The organism is Caulobacter sp. 1776 (assembly GCF_040545685.1).
Taxonomy (GTDB): Bacteria; Pseudomonadota; Alphaproteobacteria; order Caulobacterales; family Caulobacteraceae; genus Caulobacter.
This window is the reverse complement of sequence record NZ_JBEPMI010000001.1, coordinates 860,676-876,998: the sequence shown is the minus strand read 5'-3', so window position 1 is coordinate 876,998 and position 16,323 is coordinate 860,676. Positions and strand designations below refer to the sequence as shown.

Genomic DNA, 16,323 nt, shown 5'->3' with positions numbered 1-16,323 from the left:
TTGCGACGAAAGCCTACAGGCTTTCGACCGTCAGGTTGCCATTGGTGTAGACGCAGATCTCGGCGGCGATGGCCATCGCCTTGCGGGCGATCGCCTCGGCCGAAAGGTCCTGGTCGATCAAGGCCTTGCCGGCCGCCAGGGCGTAGTTGCCGCCCGAGCCGATCGCCGCCACCGCGTTGCCGTCGGCCGCTTCGCCCGGCTCCAGCACGTCGCCGACGCCGGTGACGGTGTAGATGGCGGTGCTGTCGGCCACCAGCAGCATGGCCTCCAGCCGGCGCAGGTAGCGGTCGGTGCGCCAATCCTTGGCCAGGTCGACGCAGGCGCGGGCCAGCTGGTCGGGATACTGCTCCAGCTTGGCCTCCAGGCGCTCGATCAGGGTGAAGGCGTCAGCCGTGGCCCCGGCGAAGCCCGCCACCACCTTGCCGCCGGCCAGTCGCCGCACCTTGCGGGCGTTGCCCTTGACGACGGTCTGGCCCATGGAGACCTGTCCGTCGCCGGCGATCACGGTCTGTCCGTTCTTGCGCACCGCCAGAATGGTCGTGCCGTGCCAGTCAGGGAAGGAAGTCGAGCTTTGCATGGCTTCGCATGTGGCGAGGCCGGGCCGGAGGGTCAAGCGCCATGAGTTTTTCGGACACAAGCTTCTCTCAGCGGGAAGTCGAGCGCTACGCCCGCCACCTGGTGCTGCGCGAGATCGGCGGGCCCGGCCAGCAGAAGCTGAAGGCCGCGCGAGTGCTGGTGGTCGGGGCCGGCGGCCTGGGCGCGCCCGCGGCGCTATATCTGGCGGCGGCGGGGATCGGAACGATCGGCCTGGTCGATCCCGACACCGTCTCGCTGTCGAACCTGCAGCGCCAGGTTCTCTATGACACGGCCGATGTCGGCCGCTCCAAGGTCGAGGCGGCGGTCGAGCGGCTGTCGGCCCTGAACCCGCACACGAGCGTCGAGACCCACTCGGTATGGCTGAACGCGACCAACGCGGCCGACCTCGTGGCGCGGTATGACCTGGTGTTGGACGGCACCGACGACTTCGCCACCCGCTTCGCCGTCAGCGACGCTTGCCTGGCCCACGGCAAGCCCCTGGTCAGCGGCGCGCTGGGCCGTTGGACGGGTCAGGTCGGGGTGTTTCATGGCCAGCCCTGCTATCGCTGCCTAGTGCCCGAGACGCCGCCGGACGCCGAGACCTGCGCCCTGGTCGGGGTGGTCGGAGCCCTGGCCGGGGTGATCGGGTCGATGATGGCGCTGGAAGCGGTCAAGCTGGTCGCTGGAGCGGGCGAACCCTTGTCTGGCAAGCTCTTGATCTACGACGCCCTGGCGGCCGAGACCCGGACGGTGCGGATCGGGGCCGATCCCCATTGTACGGCTTGCGGCGCTTGACGGCGGTGGCGGAACATCGTTCGCTGAAGCTCTGAGATGGGCGTCCAGATCGCAGGGGAGAGGGCGAGATGAAGACGCTGGCGCGCGGTCTGGCGACCGCCCTGGTGCTGATCGTCGTCCTGGCGACGGTCGGGTGGCTGCTACTGCAAAGGCCCGACATACCCTACGCCACGCTCGAGACGCGGTATGGCTATGCGGATTCGCGATACGCGGACCTGCCCGGCGGCGTGCGGGTCCACTATCGCGACGTCGGGCCGCGCGATGCGCCGGCCATGGTGCTGGTCCACGGTTTCGGCGCCTCGACCCATGCCTGGGATAGCTGGACCAAGGCGCTGTCGGCGGATTACCGCGTGGTGGTCCTCGACCTGCCCGGCCACGGCCTGACCCGGACCAGCGGCGCCTATGTCGTCCGACCTGACGGCTACGAGGCGGTGGTCGACGATCTGACCCGGCGGCTCGGGCTGACCCGCTTCACCCTCGGCGGCAATTCCATGGGTGGCGAGGTGGCATGGACCTATGCGCTAGACCATCCCGATCGGGTGGAACGCTTGGTCCTGGTCGACGCCGCCGGCTGGCCGACGCCCGGCCGGGGCGGGGCGATGATCTTCAAGTTCCTCGGCAATCCGGTCGGCCGACGGGTGCTGAGGGACATCGAGATCCGCCCGCTGATGATCCAGGGCCTGCGGGCGGCCTATATTGAACCCAAGCTCGTCACCCCGGCCCTGGTCGATCGCTATGTCGAGTTGGCGCGAGGTCCGGGTCACCGCGACATCCTGCTGGGCCAGCGGCCGCGCCGCGTCGCCACGGTCCAGGACCTGTCGCGGATCCACATCCCGACCCTGGTGATGTTCGGCCAGGACGACCGGCTGATCCCGGCCGCCGACGGCGAGAAATTCCACCAGGCCATACCGGGCGCGACCCTGATCCTCTATCCGGGTATCGGCCACGTGCCGATGGAACAGATCCCGCAACGCTCGGCCGACGATCTGAAGGCCTGGCTGACCGCGCATCCGGCTAAGCCTTGAGTCCTACAACATTGACGGGATCACCCGGTCCGGCGGGCGGTGGCCGTCCATGAAGGTCTTGACGTTGACGATGACCTTCTCGCCCATATCGACGCGGCCCTCGATCGTGGCCGAGCCCATGTGAGGCAGCAGCACGACGTTGGGCAGCTTCAGGAGCTTGGGATTGATCGCGGGCTCGTGCTCGTAGACGTCCAGGCCCGCGCCGGCCAGTTCGCCGCGCGCCAGCATGTTGGCCAGGGCGCCCTCGTCGATCACCTCGCCCCGGGCGGTGTTGACCAGCACCGCATGCGGCCGCAGCAACTTCAGCCGGCGAGCCGACAGCAGGTGGTAGGTGGCCGGGGTGTGCGGGCAGTTGACCGACACGAAATCCATCCGGGCCAGCATCTGGTCGAGGCTTTCCCAGTAGGTGCAGCCCAGCTCCTCGGCGATGCGCGGACTGACCGGCTTGCGATTGTGGTAGTGCACCTGCATGCCGAAGGCCTTGGCCCGCCGGGCCACGGCTTGGCCGATGCGGCCCATGCCGATGATCCCCAGCCGCTTGCCCCACAGGCGGCGGCCCAGCATCCAGGTCGGCGACCAGCCGTTGAAGCCGCCGGCCTTCACGACCTCGGCGCCTTCGACGATCCGGCGCGAGGCGGCCATGATCAAGGTCATGGTCAGATCGGCGGTGTCTTCGGTCAGCACGCCGGGGGTATTTGTGACGATGATGCCGCGCGCGTTGGCCGTCGCGACATCGATATTGTCCACGCCGGCCCCGAAATTCGCGATCAGCTTGAGCCGATCGCCGGATCGCGACAGAAGACGGGAGTCGATACGGTCGGTGATCGTCGGCACCAGCACGTCGGCCCGGCTCATGGCGTCGACCAGTTCATCCGCCGTCAAGGGTTTGTCGGAGACGTTCAGTTCGGTGTCGAACAGTTCGCACATCCGCGTCTCCACCGGATCGGGGAGTTTGCGGGTGACGATGACTTTGAGCTTGCGGGCGGCCATGGGCGGTTTGAAAAGCTCTCACTGACGGGCGTTTGAAAGCTGTAGCAAAGGGGCCCGGAGGGGCCAAGCAACATGCCGTCGAAATCAGAACAACGTTCGTCTCGTCCCGGCTCCAGGAGCGGTTTCGCCCTGGCCCTGGCCGGAATTGTGGCGACCTTGGCCGGGCGGGCGCTGGCGGAGGGTCCGAAGATCACCCCCTCAGGTCTGGAGGTGCCGCGCTACGTCTCGCTGAAATACGCCGAGGTCAATGCGCGCAACGGTCCGGACGAGGCCCACCAGCTGCTGTGGATCTACCATGCCAAGGGCCTGCCGGTGCAGGTGGTGGCCGAAACGCGCGAGTGGCGGCGGATCTGCGATCCGGAAGGGGGGCTGGCTTGGGTGCACAAGCGCACCACCGACGGCCGACGCTCGGCCATGCGGGTGCAGCCGACTAATTTGCCCCTGCTCAGCGCGCCCAAGGCCGGGGCCAAGGTCAGCGCCTATCTGAAGGGCCATTCGATCGCCGGTCTCGACAAATGCGAGAAGGGCTGGTGTCGACTGCGGGCCGACGGCTCCTCGGGCTGGGCCAAGGAAAGCGACATTTGGGGCGCCGACCCGGCGGTCCAATGCCACAAGGACTAGGAACGCCCCCTTACAGGGAAACGTTGAGACCTGACCCGCCGCCGTGCTAGGGCGTCCCCATGCAGAAGAACGCCTATACCTTCGAAGAACTCCTGGCTTGCGGCCGTGGCGAGCTGTTCGGTCCCGGCAACGCTCAGCTTCCGGCCCCGCCGATGCTGATGTTCGACCGGATCGTGCGGATCGAGTCCGACGGCGGCAAGTACGGCAAGGGCTATGTCGAGGCCGAGTTCGACATCAATCCCGACCTCTGGTTTTTCGGCTGCCACTTCATCGGCGACCCCGTCATGCCCGGCTGCCTGGGCCTGGACGCCATGTGGCAGCTGGTCGGCTTCTTCCTCGGCTGGTCGGGCGCGCCCGGCCGCGGCCGCGCCCTGGGCGTCGGCGAGGTGAAGTTCACCGGCCAGGTCACCCCGGACGTGAAGAAAGTCGTCTATAAGATCGACCTGAAGCGGGTCATCATGCGCAAGCTGGTCATGGGAATCGGCGAAGGCGTGTTGGAAGCGGATGGCAAGGTGATCTACGAAACCAAGGACCTGAAGGTCGGCCTGTTCACGGCCGAGCAGATGGCGTCTTGATCCGCTAGAAACAGAGATCCATTGGACGAGACCGGCCGTTAGAGAGCCGGGCCCCCGGTGGATTGGGGGGAGAAGAGGATTAAAGCATGCGTCGCGTCGTCGTCACCGGACTGGGGATCGTCTCGTCCATCGGCAACAACGCCAATGAAGTCCTGGCGTCGCTGCGCGAGGCCAAGTCGGGGGTGGTCGCCGCCCCTGAATACGCCGAGCTGGGTTTTCGCTGCCAGGTCCACGCCGCGCCCCAGATCGAGTGGGAGCCGCTGGTCGACCGTCGCGCGGCGCGGTTCCTGTCGCCCGGCCTGGCCTATGCTCACATCGCCATGGAACAGGCGATCGCCGACTCCGGCCTGGAAGAGAGCGAGATCTCGAACGAACGCACGGGCCTGATCGTCGGTTCGGGCGGTCCGTCGACCAGCATCATCGTTCAGGCCGCCGCCACGACCAAGGAAAAGGGTCCTAAGCGGATCGGTCCGTTCGCGGTGCCCAAGGCCATGAGCTCGGGCCCGTCGGCGGTGCTGTCGACCTGGTTCAAGATCCGCGGGATCAACTATTCGATCAGCTCGGCCTGCGCGACCAGCGCCCACTGCATCGGCGCGGGCGCCGAGCAGATCCAGCTGGGCAAGCAGGACATCGTCTTCGCTGGCGGCTGCGAGGAGCTGGACTGGACCCTGTCGAACCTGTTCGACGCCATGGGCGCCATGAGCAGCAACTTCAACGACCGCCCGGCGGTGGCCAGCCGCGCCTACGACAAGGCGCGCGACGGCTTCGTGATCGCCGGCGGGGCCGGCGTCGTGGTGCTGGAAGAGTACGAACACGCCAAGGCGCGCGGGGCCAAGATCTACGGCGAACTGGTCGGTTACGCGGCCAATTCCGACGGTTATGACATGGTCGCTCCGTCCGGCGAGGGCGCGGCGCGCTGCATGAAGTTGGCCATGGCCGAGGCCGGCGGCCGGACGATCGACTATCTGAACCCGCACGGCACCTCGACGCCGGTCGGCGACAGCAAGGAGATGGGCGCGGTGCGCGAGGTGTTCGGCGACAAGGCTCCGATGATCTCGTCGACCAAGTCCCTGACCGGCCACAGCCTTGGCGCCGCCGGTGCGCAGGAAGCCATCTATTCGATCCTGATGCTCAACAACGGCTTCGCGGCCGAGAGCGCCCACATCGAGGAACTGGACCCCGAATTCGCCGACCTGCCGATCCTGCGCCAGCGGGTCGACAAGCCGCTCGAGACCGTGATGTCCAACAGCTTCGGCTTCGGCGGCACCAACGGCACGCTGATCTTCAGCCGTGTCGATTAAGGCGGAAGGGGCGCGTCCTTGTCGACCGCCCGCGACGCCTTCGCCCTCTATCAGGCCGGCCGAATGGCCGAGGCCGCCGCCCTATGCGAGCGGCTGGTGGTTGAGGCGCCCAGCGTCGAGGCCTGGCACCTGCTGGGTGTCTCGCGGCTGGGGCTGAACCAAGCCGAAGCGGCGCTGGTCGCCCTGGAGGCTGGCCTGGCGTTGGATGCTAAGCGACCCGGCTTACTGTCGGCGCGCGCCCTGGCCCTGACCACGCTGGCGCGAGACGAGGACGCGGTGGTCGCGGCGGAAGCGGCCCTGGTGGCCGACGCCGAAAACCCCTTGGTTCTCAACGCGCTCGGCGTCTCCTTCCGCCGACTGGGCCACGCCGAGAAGGCATTGGCGGCTTACGATGCGGCGCTCGGCGTTGATCCCGGTTTCGTCGACGCGCTGTGCAATCGCGGGATCGCCCTGACCGATCTCGGCCGGTTCGACGCGGCCCTGGCGGCGCACGACCGCGCCGTCCGCGCCGCCCCGCGCGCGGCGAAGGCCCTGGCCAACCGCGCGGCCCTCCTGTCGCTGCTAAACCGCCCGGCCGAGGCGGCGCGGGATCTGGAGGCCGTGCTGGAGTTGGATCCGCTCCATCCGCGCCTGGCGGGCGACCTGATGTGGGCGCGCCGCCAGATCTGCGACTGGAGCGAGGACGCGGCGCTGGACATGCTGGTCAAGGCGGACCTGAAGCTGGGCCGGCCGGGCGTGTCGCCATTCGCGGCCTTGGCGCTGTTCGACATTCCAGCCCTCCACCGCCGCTGCGCCGAGCTGACGGCGCCGCCGGCCGTCGCGCCGGTATGGCCGGTTCGACCGCCAGGCGAGCGGATCCGCGTGGCCTATCTGTCGTCCGACCTGCACGAGCACGCCACCGCGCGCCTGTTAGCGGGCGTCCTGGAAGCGCATGATCGATCGCGGTTCGAGATCTTCGCCGTCTCGTATGGCCCCGATCTTCGCGGCTCGATGCGCGAGCGCCTGAAGGCCGCGTTCGAGCACTGGATCGAGGCTCGAAACCTAAGCGACGCGGCGGTTTCGGCCCTGTGCCGCGAGCGCGGGATCGACATCGCCGTCGATCTGAAAGGCTATACCCAGGACGGCCGTCCCGGGATCCTGGCCCATCGCGCCGCGCCGGTTCAGGTCAGCTGGCTGGGCTATCCGGGCACGCTCGGCGCCCATGCCGATATCGTCATCGCCGACGCCGTGACCCTTCCGCCGGGCGCGGAGTCGGACTGGTCCGAGGCGGTGGCGCGCCTGCCGCTCTACCAGCCCAACGACGCCCTTGGGCCGGCCCTACCGCCGCCCAGCCGCGCCGAGGCGGGTCTGCCGGACGACGCCTTCGTCTTCTGCTGCTTCAACAATCCGGCCAAGATCACGCCGGACACCTTCGCGGCCTGGATGGCGATCCTGAAGGCCGCGCCCGGCGGCGTGCTCTGGCTCTATGCCGGCGCGCCGGGGGCGGCCGATAATCTTCGGGCCCACGCGGTCCAGGCCCGGGTGGCGCCGGAGCGTCTGGTCTTCGCGGAACCCACGCCGCACGCCCAGCATCTGGCCCGTCACGCCCTGGCCGACCTGGTCCTCGACACCTGGCCCTACGGCGCCCACACCACGGCCAGCGACGCCTTGCGGATGGCCATACCGGTCCTGACCTTGCCCGGGGCCAGTTTCGCCAGCCGGGTCGGCGCCAGCCTGCTGACGGCGCTGGACCTGCCGGATCTGATCGCGTCCACCCAGGCCGACTACGTCGCCAAGGCCGTCGGCCTCGCCGCCGATCCGGCGGCGCTCGCGGCGCTGAAGGCTCGCCTGAGCGAGGCCCTGAAGACCTCGGCCGTCTTCGACCCGACGGCCTTCGCCCGGTCGCTGGAGGCCGCCTTCGCGGGTATAGCCGTCCGCTGATCGGACCGGAAAGGGTTCCGCACCGCGCCGGCCCCTGCTAACCACGGTCAACGATTTACGAAAGAGGGCCCGACACATGGCCGACGATTACGCGTTCCCCAAGGGCGAGCTGATGCGGGGCAAGAAGGGCCTCGTCATGGGCGTGGCCAACCACAACTCGATCGCCTGGGGCATCGCCAGCCAGCTGGCCGCCCAAGGCGCCGAGATGGCCTTCACCTATCAGGGCGAGGAACTGGAGCGCCGCGTGCGGCCGCTGGCCGAAAGCATCGGCGTCAAGACGATGATCCCCTGCGACGTCACCGACGACGCCTCGATGGACGCGGCCTTCGCCGAGATCGAGAAGGCGTTCGGGACCCTGGACTTCGTCGTCCACTCGGTGGCCTTCGCCAACAAGAACGAGCTGAAGGGCTCGTTCGTGGACAACACGACCCGCGAAGGCTTCCTGCTGGCGATGAACATTTCGGCCTTCAGCTTCGTCGACGTGGCCAAGCGCGCCAGCAAGATCATGCCCAACGGCGGTTCGCTGATCACCATGACCTATCTAGGGTCGGAGCGGACCATCCCGAACTACAACACCATGGGCGTGGCCAAGGCGGCCCTGGAAGCCTCGACCCGCTACATCGCCCGCGACCTGGGTCCCAAGGGCATCCGCGCCAACGCCATCTCGGCCGGCGCCATGCGCACCCTGGCCCTGGCCGGCATCGCCGGCGGCCGCGGCATGATCGCCCAGGGCCGCGCGTTCAGCGCGATGAAGGAGGACACCTCGATGGAAGGCGTCGCCGGCTGCGCCCTGTGGCTGGCCTCGGATCTGGGCAAGTCGACCACGGGCGAAGTCGTCCACGTCGACGCCGGCTTCCACATGATGGGCATGCCGGACGCTGAAGAAGCTTAAGCGCCCTTACGGGGCGTAGGCCCGCATGAACCTTTCGGCCGCCTCCCGCGCGAGGCGGCCGTATTGTTCCGGGGTCTTGTCGGACGGCAGGCGCAGCAGCGAGCGCAGCTGGCTCTGGCCCATGACCATGCCGGAGAAGAACTCGGCGGCTTGTTCGAAGTCCTCGACCTTCATGCGGCCAAGCTCGGTCTCGGTCTTCAGGAACGCCGCCAGCTGCCGGCGCGCGGCGAGGGGACCGGCCTCGAAAATCTCTCGGGCGACGTCGGGCAACTCGCCCGAACCCAGGATGATCACCCGTAGCATCGAATATTTCTTGCCGGTGATCACCGTCTCCAGCACCGAGCGGGCATAGGCCTCCAGGGCGGCGGTCGGGTTGTCGACGGCGCCGGGCTCGCGCAGCGACGCGGTGATGGCCTCGACCCGGCGCTGCATCAGGGCTCGCATCAGCTCCGCCTTGGAGCCGTAGTGGTTGTACACCGTCTGCTTGGACACCCCCGCGCGGCGGGCGATCGCCTCCATAGGGGCCGAGAGGCCGCGCTCGCCGATCACCTCGACGGCGGCGTCGAGGATGGCTTCGGTCTTGGCGACGTCGATCTGTCCGGGGACGCGGGGCATCAGTGGGCGTCCGAAGGCGGCGGCGGGGCGTTGGCGGCGGGTCGGGCCAGCAGCGAGACGCCGGCCGCGACGAAGCAGCCGATGGCCAGCAGGGTGAAGCTGTCGCCGAACGCCATCACGGTGGCCTGCTGCTGCAGGAAGCCGGAGAAGGCCTTGCGCGCCGCGCCGTCGGGGTCCGAGACGCCGAGCTGGGCCATGCGCGCGGCCAGGCCGGCCATCATCGACGCCGCCCCGGCGCTGCCCGTGGTGAGCTTCGACGACATGTCGTCGTAATAGAGCGCCGTCTGCTGGCTGATCGAGGTCGCCAACAAGGCGAGGCCGATGGCGCCGCCGGTGTTGCGGGCCAGGTTCACGAGGCCGGAGGCGTTCTTGACCATGTGCGGCGGCAGGGTGCTCATCGTGACCTGCTGGGTGGCGATCATGGCGATCATGACCCCGACGCCGCGGCAAGCCTGAACGCCGGCGAATTCCCAGAATCCCCAGTCCTTGGTCACGCCGTGGGCCATGTACATGCCCCAGCCGGCCAGAATGAAGCCGATGCACATCGGGATGCGCGGGTCCGTCTTACGCACCAGACGGCCGGCGATCGGACCGGTCAGGAACATCGACAGGCCCGAGACGATCATGGTGGTGCCGACCTCGGACGCCGAATAGTGGCGCACGCGGCCCAGGAACTGCGGCAGAAGGAAGGTGCCGCCGAACAGGCTGGCGCCCGACACGGCGGTCATCATCACCCCGACCGAGAAGTTCCGGTTGGCGAAGGCGCGCAGCTCGACGATCGGATTGCGATAGGTCAGCTGCCGCCAGATGAACAGCGCGCCGCCGATCGCGGCCACGACGGTCAGCCACAGGATGCCGGTGTCGTCGAACCAGTCGTCCTTGGCGCCTTCCTCCAGCACGTACTGCATGCTCATCAGGAAGATCGCCATCACCACCAGGCCGAACCAGTCAAAGCCCTTGGAAAGGCTGGGATCGCCCTTGTCGAACTCGCCCCAGCGGGCGACGCCGAATAGCACCACCAACCCGGTCGGGACGTTGATGAAGAACAGCCACCGCCAGGACAGCGCCTCGGTCAGGTGGCCGCCCAGGGTCGGGCCGACGGTCGGAGCCAGGGTGACGATCAGGCCCATGATCACGCTGGCGGTGATGCGCCGCTCGGGCGGGAAGGCGGTGAAGGCCACGGCGAACACGGTCGGGATCATGGCCCCGCCGATGAAGCCCTGCAGGGCCCGGGTCAGGATCATCATGTCGATCGACGAGCTGAGGCCCGTCAGCACGCTCATGACGATGAAGCCGGTGCACGAGATCAGATAGAGGCGCTGGGTGCCCCACAGGCGCGACAGATAGCCCGACAGCGGGATCATCACGACCTCGGGGATCAGATAGGCGGTCTGGATCCAGCTGATCTGGTCGGTGCTGGCCCCGACGCCGGCCTGGATCTGCGGCAGCGACGCCGCCACGATCTGGATGTCGAGAATGGCCATGAACTGGCCGATGACCATGGCCCCGAAACCGAGGAACAGCTTGGTCCAATCGACCTGCGCCGCCGTGGGCGCCGCCGCGGGAGCCGGCGCGGCGGGGGCCGAGGACGCGGGGAGGGCGGCGTCGGTCATGACGCGTCCCTCCTTTAGCGATCCACGCCCTGGCGGGCGACCTGCGGCGTGATCTGGCCGGCCTCGACGAACGAGGGGCCCGAGCGGTCACGGACGTCGACCTTGATCTCGACCGACAGGCCAGGGCGCAGGGCCGCGCCCAGCTGGCTGCGGTCGACGACGATCTTCACGGGCAAGCGCTGGGTGATCTTGGTGAAGTTGCCGACGGCATTCTCGACCGGGATCAGGGCGAACTCCTGGCCGGTGGCGGGCGCGAAGCTGTCGACCTTGCCGATGATCTTCTGCTTGCCGAACGCGTCGGCCTTGATCTCGACCGGCTGGCCCACGCGGATGCGCGAGACCTGGGTCTCCTTGAAGTTGGCGACGATGTAGGCCTGGCCCAGCGGTACGACCGACATCAGCGCGATGCCCGGCTGGACCAGCTGGCCCGGACGGACCGAGCGGGCTCCGACCACGCCGCCGACGGGCGCGCGGATCACGGTGCGTTCCAGGTCCAGCCTGGCCTGCTCGACGGCGGCGTGGGCGGCGGCGGCCTGGGCGATGGTCTGGGCCTTGGCCGAGCCCAGCGACTGGGCCGAACGGCGCTCGGCCTCGAGGGCGGCCTGGGCGCTGGCGACCCCGGCGGCCGTCTGGGTGGCCGCGGCGCGCTCGGTCTGGACCTTCTGCTGCGAAACCCAGCCCTGGCCCGCCAGGGAACTGTAGCGATCGAGGTCGGCCTTGGCGCGGCCGGCGTCCGCCTGGGCGCTGGTCACGCCGGCGGCCTTCTGGGCGATCATCGCCTGTTCCAGGCTCGACTTGTCATCGATGGCGCGGATAGCCGCATCGGCGGCGTTGGCGTTGGCGATCGCCTGGTCGAGACGGGCCTGGAAGGTCGAGGGATCGATCCTGGCCACCACCTGCCCGGCCGCGACGCGCTGGTTGTCAGCCACCAGCACCTCGGCGACGTAGCCAGAGACCTGCGGGCTGACCTGCACGGTGTCGGCCTGGACGAAGGCGTTGTCGGTGGCCTCGTAGCGCTGCTTATCAAGGAACCAAAGGGTCCCGCCGACCAGGACGCCGGCCAGCACGACCCCGCCCACGATCATCGGAACCAGCTTCTTGCTACCCGCGGAGTTTTCCGGCGACGCCATGACCCACACCCTTGAAAGGCCTCAAGCGCGCCGGATAGTCCCCTCCGGCGCGCGCTTCAAGGGATAAATGGACGCAGGCGTCCAAAATTCAACGGTCACCGAGCAAGTTTTTGGCGAAGGTTTGGTGAAGGCCTCAGGCGGCGCGACGGGTTTTCTGCGCCCCTTCGGCCAGCCGGAAGCGCTGCACCAGACGACCCAGGCCCCGCGCCTCGTTGGACAGGGCGTGGCTGGCGGCCGTGCTTTCCTCGACCATGGCCGCGTTCTGCTGGGTGGCCTGGTCCATCTGGTTCACGGCGATATTGACCTGCTGCAGGCCCGTCGCCTGTTCGGTGGCCGAGGCGGCGATCTCGACCACGATCTGGTTGATCTCCTGGACGCTGGCGATGATCCGCCGCAGCGCTTCGCCGGTTTCGCCGACCAGGCCGACCCCTTCGTCGACCTGGGCGGTCGAGGCGTTGATCAGGGTCTTGATTTCCTTGGCGGCGTCGGCCGAGCGCTGGGCCAGGGCCCGGACTTCCTGGGCCACGACCGCGAAACCGCGGCCAGCCTCGCCCGCGCGGGCGGCCTCGACCCCCGCGTTCAGGGCCAGCAGGTTGGTCTGGAAGGCGATCTCGTCGATCACCCCGATGATGGCGCCGATCTCGCGCGAGCTGGATTCGATCTGGCCCATGGCCGCGACGGCGCGATCGACGACCTGGCCGCCCTTTTCGGCCGCCTTGCGGGCGGTCTCGACCGTGCGGCGGGCGTCGCCGGCGCCGTCGGCGGTCTTGCGAACCGTGGCGGTGATCTCGTCGAGGGCGGCGGCGGTTTCTTCAAGGCCGGCGGCCTGCTGTTCGGTGCGCTTGGACAGGCTGTTGGCCGCCTGGCTGATCTCGCCCGAGCCGGCCTGGATGCCGCTGACCGCGCCGTTGATCACGCCCATGGTCTGGGCCAGTTGGTCCATGGCGGCGTTGAAGTCGCCCTGCAGCTTGCGATAGGCGGGCGGAAAGGCCTCGTTCAAACGGAAGGTCAGGTCGCCGCCGGCCAAGGCCTCCAGGCCCTCGCCGACCTGCGCGACGACAGCGGCCTGTTCGCGGGCGTTGGCCGCGCGTTCCGCCTCGCCACTTTCGCGAGCGCGTTCGGCCTCGGCGCGCTGGTCGGCGGCCACGCCTTCCAGGCGGAGCTTTTCGATCGCGGCCTGTTTGAAGGTGAGCACGGCGCTGGCCATGCCGCCGATCTCGTCCTTGCGGCCCACGGCCGGCACGTCGACCGTATTGTCGCCGCCAGCCAGACGGCGCATGGCCGCGGTCATGGCGGTGACCGGGGCGGCTATGGCGTTCGACAACAGCCAGCCCATCAGGACCGCCGTGCCGACGGCCAAGGCGCCGCCGGCGGCCAAGGTGATGATCCCGGCGTGGAAGGCCTTGGCCTGCTCGACGCGTCGCTGAGCCAATTGCTGGGCCTCGATCTTGGTCATGGCCTCCAGCACCTTGCGGGTGTTGGTCAGGCGGCCGGTCGTGGCGATTTCCTTGCGGGCTCGCTCCAGCGTCGTCGGGTCGTTGGCGTCGGCGATCTGCTTGTCGGCCTCGGCGTGGAACACGTCGACCGCGGCGGACAAGGCCTCGGCGCGGGCCTTCTCGTCAGCGTCCTCGACGCCGTCGGTGAGACGCTTGTAGGCGGCCTGATATTCACTGGCGTACTTTTGGCGCTTCTTCAGGAACGAGGGATCGAGGCTGGCGACGTAGCCGCGCACCGCGTTCTGTTCCTCGACCAGAGCCCCGGTCGTGTCGCTGATCGCGTCGACATAGGCGTAGCTGCGCTCGTTCAGGACGGTGATCTTCTGGATCGAGGCCATGCTGCCGACGACCAGCAAGCCGGCGACGACGACGCCGATGACCAGCACCGCGAATGCCGCCAGCAGCTTTTGCGAAACCTTCAGATTAGACATGAGCAGCGCCCTGGATCCCTTAGTCGACCCAACAACTGCGCGTGCAAGGTTAACAAAGTCGTAGGGCCGCGAAGAAGAGCAGTGTTCGATGAAGTCTTCGAGGTGAAAACAGGCTCGAGTTCCAGTAAATCTCAGGAATCTGAGCTCTTCGCGGCGTTTTGACGCATTAAACTATACTTACAGTGAAGCCTCCTGGGATATAGTCCGTGTTCGGATAGTTGCCGCTCTGCTTCCGAGCGCATAGGTCGCCGGCGACGGCCGCGCGCGATTTCCGCTCGCGCCGGAATCACGGCACAGTAAAAGTCGCTTCCGACGCAACCTTCGCCGCGGACGCGCGTATCTCCTCCGGCGCGAGTGTCCCGCCGGGCCCGCCCTGGTCGCAGGAGCCGCCTCGATGAAGTCCCATCCCCCGACCGGTCAGTCGCCGTTGGACATGATCCGCCCGGTGCTGTGGATGGCGGCGGCCGCTTTCGCGGCCGGCTTCGGCGGCTATCTGATGATCGGCCTCAAGGCCGTCCACGCGGCCCCGACGTTCTAGATCTTCTGGTCTACTTCGAGCCCGTAGAGCCGAATCCGCCGGCGCCGCGATCGGTGGCGTCCAGATCCTCGACCTCGACCAGCGGCCATTGCGGGGCCGCCGCGATGACGCCCTGGGCGATGCGGTCGCCCCGGCGGATCGTGAAGTCCTCTTCGCCCAGATTGATCAGCAACACGCAGACCTGGCCGCGATAGTCGCTGTCGACGGTGCCGGGCGCGTTGACGACGGTGACGCCGTTCTTGAAGGCCAGGCCCGAGCGCGGGCGCACCTGCATCTCCCAGCCGTCCGGGACCGCCACCGAGAAACCGGTCGGGGCCATGCAGCGCGAGCCGGGCTTCAGAACGATCGGCGCGTCCTCCGGCACGTGGGCCCGCAGGTCGAAACCCGCCGCCCCAGCGGTGGCGTAGGTGGGAACCGGCAGGTCGGCATTGCCTTCCCAGCGCTTGAAGCGGATGGCGAGGCCGGCGGGGATGGCGGACATGCGGGCGGTTCCTGGTCTTGGAAAGGCGTCGCCCGGCTGTAGCTGATTTGCGGCGGATCAGGCCAGCGCTTGAGCGATGCGGTGCGCGATCTGGGCCGCGACCTCGTCCTTGGCCGCGCGATCCCAGCGCTCGGTCCCGTCCTTGGTGATCAGCAGCACGGCGTTCTCGCCGCCGCCCATCACGCCAGGCTCGGTGACGTCGTTGGCGATGATCCAGTCACAGCCCTTGCGGGCCAGCTTGGCGCGGGCGTGATCCTCGACGTGGTCGGTCTCGGCCGCGAAGCCGATCACCAGTTTGGGCCTCCGCGGTCCGGTGGCCGAAACCGTGGCCAGGATGTCGGGGTTCTCGACGAAGGTCAGGGCCGGCGGGCCGCCCTTTTCCTTCTTCAGCTTGGTCCCGAAGGTCTCGTCGACCCGCCAGTCGGCGACGGCGGCCACGAAGACCCCGACGTCGGCCGGCAGGGCGGCCTGGCTGGCGGCCAGCATCTGGCGGGCGGTCTCGACATCGACGCGCTCGACCCCGACGGGGGTCGGCAAGGCGACGGGGCCGGCGACCAGGGTCACTTCGGCGCCGAGTTTGGCCAGGGCCTCGGCGATCGCGAAGCCCTGCTTGCCGCTGGAGCGGTTGGTGATCCCGCGCACTGGATCGATCGGCTCGAAGGTCGGGCCGGCGGTCACCAGGGCGCGCTTGCCGACCAATGGGCGATCCTGGGGCCGGGCCGGCCGATCTTCAAGGCGCGCGATGATGGCCGCGAAAATCTCCTCCGGTTCGGCCAGGCGTCCAGGTCCGAACTCGCCGCACGCCATGACGCCTTCGTCGGGCCCGACGAAGCTGACGCCGTCAGCCTTCAAGGTCGCGATGTTGCGTTGAGTGGCGGGGTGCAGCCACATGCGCACGTTCATGGCCGGGGCCATCAGCACCGGCTTGTCGGTGGCCAGCAGGGTGGTGGAGGCCAGGTCTCCGGCCAGGCCGTTGGCGGCCTTGGCGATCAGGTCGGCCGTCGCCGGCGCCACGACCACCAGGTCGGCCGAGCGCGACAGCTCGATATGGCCCATCTCGTGCTCGTCGGTCAGGGAGAACAGATCCTGATAGACCTTGTCCTCGGCCAGGGCGGCCAGGGACAGTGGCGTGACGAACTCGGCCCCGGCCTTGGTCAGGATCGGCCGCACGCCAATGCCGGCCTTGCGCAGTAGGCGGGTCAGGAGCAGCGCCTTGTAGGCCGCCACGCCGCCGCCGACGATCAGAAGAACCCGCTTGTCGCCCACGTTGCGCTCCGCGTCCTGGCGTGTCGTTCGCCCCAGCACATGCCCATGCGCGGGCCAA

The 16,323-nt window shown here is 68.5% G+C and carries 16 protein-coding genes; 8 read left to right on the top strand and 8 right to left on the bottom strand.

Annotated elements, in window-relative coordinates; all coding sequences use genetic code 11:
• Positions 1-13: 13 nt before the first annotated feature.
• Positions 14-613, bottom strand: a complete 600-nt coding sequence (gene hslV, locus ABIC66_RS04035) for an ATP-dependent protease subunit HslV (protein WP_354068092.1) — start codon at positions 611-613, stop codon at positions 14-16.
• A gap of 5 nt (positions 614-618) precedes the next feature.
• Here hslV and ABIC66_RS04030 point away from each other — a divergent pair, with 5 nt between their 5' ends.
• Both ABIC66_RS04030 and ABIC66_RS04025 read left to right on the top strand, forming a co-directional pair.
• Positions 619-1,371, top strand: a complete 753-nt coding sequence (locus tag ABIC66_RS04030; protein WP_354068091.1) for a HesA/MoeB/ThiF family protein — start codon at positions 619-621, stop codon at positions 1,369-1,371.
• A gap of 68 nt (positions 1,372-1,439) precedes the next feature.
• Entirely contained in the window at positions 1,440-2,396 is a 957-nt protein-coding gene (locus ABIC66_RS04025; RefSeq protein WP_354068090.1) for an alpha/beta fold hydrolase, read from the top strand.
• Between the two features lie 3 nt (positions 2,397-2,399).
• On the opposite strand, the gene ABIC66_RS04020 is transcribed toward ABIC66_RS04025, so the two are convergent.
• Positions 2,400-3,386: a 2-hydroxyacid dehydrogenase gene (locus tag ABIC66_RS04020; protein ID WP_354068089.1), complete on the bottom strand. Its 987-nt coding sequence runs from the start codon at positions 3,384-3,386 to the stop codon at positions 2,400-2,402.
• Between the two features lie 72 nt (positions 3,387-3,458).
• Between ABIC66_RS04020 and ABIC66_RS04015 the strand changes: the two genes are divergently transcribed.
• From ABIC66_RS04015 to ABIC66_RS03995, 5 genes are all read left to right on the top strand, one after another.
• The gene (locus ABIC66_RS04015; RefSeq protein WP_354068088.1) at positions 3,459-4,007 is read left to right on the top strand and encodes an SH3 domain-containing protein; all 549 of its coding nucleotides are present in this window, start codon (positions 3,459-3,461) and stop codon (positions 4,005-4,007) included.
• 59 nt (positions 4,008-4,066) lie between these two features.
• Positions 4,067-4,582: a 3-hydroxyacyl-[acyl-carrier-protein] dehydratase FabA gene (fabA, locus tag ABIC66_RS04010; RefSeq protein ID WP_047413814.1), complete on the top strand. Its 516-nt coding sequence runs from the start codon at positions 4,067-4,069 to the stop codon at positions 4,580-4,582.
• A gap of 86 nt (positions 4,583-4,668) precedes the next feature.
• The gene (fabB, locus tag ABIC66_RS04005; RefSeq protein WP_354068087.1) at positions 4,669-5,883 is read left to right on the top strand and encodes a beta-ketoacyl-ACP synthase I; all 1,215 of its coding nucleotides are present in this window, start codon (positions 4,669-4,671) and stop codon (positions 5,881-5,883) included.
• 18 nt (positions 5,884-5,901) lie between these two features.
• Positions 5,902-7,803, top strand: coding sequence for an O-linked N-acetylglucosamine transferase, SPINDLY family protein (locus ABIC66_RS04000; RefSeq protein WP_354068086.1), 1,902 nt, complete (start codon positions 5,902-5,904; stop codon positions 7,801-7,803).
• A 76-nt stretch (positions 7,804-7,879) separates the two neighbouring features.
• Positions 7,880-8,695: an enoyl-ACP reductase FabI gene (locus tag ABIC66_RS03995; protein ID WP_354068085.1), complete on the top strand. Its 816-nt coding sequence runs from the start codon at positions 7,880-7,882 to the stop codon at positions 8,693-8,695.
• Between the two features lie 6 nt (positions 8,696-8,701).
• On the opposite strand, the gene ABIC66_RS03990 is transcribed toward ABIC66_RS03995, so the two are convergent.
• From ABIC66_RS03990 to ABIC66_RS03975, 4 genes are all read right to left on the bottom strand, one after another.
• Positions 8,702-9,310 (bottom strand): TetR/AcrR family transcriptional regulator, encoded by a 609-nt coding sequence (locus ABIC66_RS03990; protein ID WP_354068084.1) that lies wholly within the window; start codon positions 9,308-9,310, stop codon positions 8,702-8,704.
• A complete protein-coding gene (locus tag ABIC66_RS03985) occupies positions 9,310-10,923 on the bottom strand; it encodes a DHA2 family efflux MFS transporter permease subunit (RefSeq protein WP_354068083.1) in 1,614 nt (537 codons plus the stop codon). The genes ABIC66_RS03990 and ABIC66_RS03985 overlap by 1 nt, the downstream gene beginning before the upstream one ends.
• A gap of 14 nt (positions 10,924-10,937) precedes the next feature.
• Entirely contained in the window at positions 10,938-12,053 is a 1,116-nt protein-coding gene (locus ABIC66_RS03980; RefSeq protein ID WP_354068082.1) for an HlyD family secretion protein, read from the bottom strand.
• Between the two features lie 133 nt (positions 12,054-12,186).
• Positions 12,187-13,980, bottom strand: coding sequence for a methyl-accepting chemotaxis protein (locus ABIC66_RS03975; RefSeq protein WP_354068081.1), 1,794 nt, complete (start codon positions 13,978-13,980; stop codon positions 12,187-12,189).
• A 394-nt stretch (positions 13,981-14,374) separates the two neighbouring features.
• Here ABIC66_RS03975 and ABIC66_RS03970 point away from each other — a divergent pair, with 394 nt between their 5' ends.
• Entirely contained in the window at positions 14,375-14,518 is a 144-nt protein-coding gene (locus tag ABIC66_RS03970) for a hypothetical protein (RefSeq protein WP_354068080.1), read from the top strand.
• 10 nt (positions 14,519-14,528) lie between these two features.
• Here the strand turns inward: ABIC66_RS03970 and dut are convergent, their stop codons facing one another.
• Both dut and coaBC read right to left on the bottom strand, forming a co-directional pair.
• Positions 14,529-14,999, bottom strand: coding sequence for a dUTP diphosphatase (dut, locus tag ABIC66_RS03965; protein ID WP_354068079.1), 471 nt, complete (start codon positions 14,997-14,999; stop codon positions 14,529-14,531).
• Positions 15,000-15,056: 57 nt separating this feature from the next.
• Positions 15,057-16,265 (bottom strand): bifunctional phosphopantothenoylcysteine decarboxylase/phosphopantothenate--cysteine ligase CoaBC, encoded by a 1,209-nt coding sequence (gene coaBC, locus ABIC66_RS03960; RefSeq protein WP_354068078.1) that lies wholly within the window; start codon positions 16,263-16,265, stop codon positions 15,057-15,059.
• Positions 16,266-16,323: the final 58 nt, after the last annotated feature.

Coding starts and splice junctions, on each gene's coding strand:
- ABIC66_RS04030 (WP_354068091.1), top strand. CDS start 619: ATGAGTTTTTCGGACACAAGCTTCTCTCAGCGGGAAGTCGAGCGCTAC.
- ABIC66_RS04025 (WP_354068090.1), top strand. CDS start 1,440: ATGAAGACGCTGGCGCGCGGTCTGGCGACCGCCCTGGTGCTGATCGTC.
- ABIC66_RS04020 (WP_354068089.1), bottom strand. CDS start 3,386: ATGGCCGCCCGCAAGCTCAAAGTCATCGTCACCCGCAAACTCCCCGAT.
- ABIC66_RS04015 (WP_354068088.1), top strand. CDS start 3,459: ATGCCGTCGAAATCAGAACAACGTTCGTCTCGTCCCGGCTCCAGGAGC.
- fabA (WP_047413814.1), top strand. CDS start 4,067: ATGCAGAAGAACGCCTATACCTTCGAAGAACTCCTGGCTTGCGGCCGT.
- fabB (WP_354068087.1), top strand. CDS start 4,669: ATGCGTCGCGTCGTCGTCACCGGACTGGGGATCGTCTCGTCCATCGGC.
- ABIC66_RS03995 (WP_354068085.1), top strand. CDS start 7,880: ATGGCCGACGATTACGCGTTCCCCAAGGGCGAGCTGATGCGGGGCAAG.
- ABIC66_RS03990 (WP_354068084.1), bottom strand. CDS start 9,310: ATGCCCCGCGTCCCCGGACAGATCGACGTCGCCAAGACCGAAGCCATC.
- ABIC66_RS03985 (WP_354068083.1), bottom strand. CDS start 10,923: ATGACCGACGCCGCCCTCCCCGCGTCCTCGGCCCCCGCCGCGCCGGCT.
- ABIC66_RS03980 (WP_354068082.1), bottom strand. CDS start 12,053: ATGGCGTCGCCGGAAAACTCCGCGGGTAGCAAGAAGCTGGTTCCGATG.
- ABIC66_RS03975 (WP_354068081.1), bottom strand. CDS start 13,980: ATGTCTAATCTGAAGGTTTCGCAAAAGCTGCTGGCGGCATTCGCGGTG.
- ABIC66_RS03970 (WP_354068080.1), top strand. CDS start 14,375: ATGAAGTCCCATCCCCCGACCGGTCAGTCGCCGTTGGACATGATCCGC.
- dut (WP_354068079.1), bottom strand. CDS start 14,999: ATGTCCGCCATCCCCGCCGGCCTCGCCATCCGCTTCAAGCGCTGGGAA.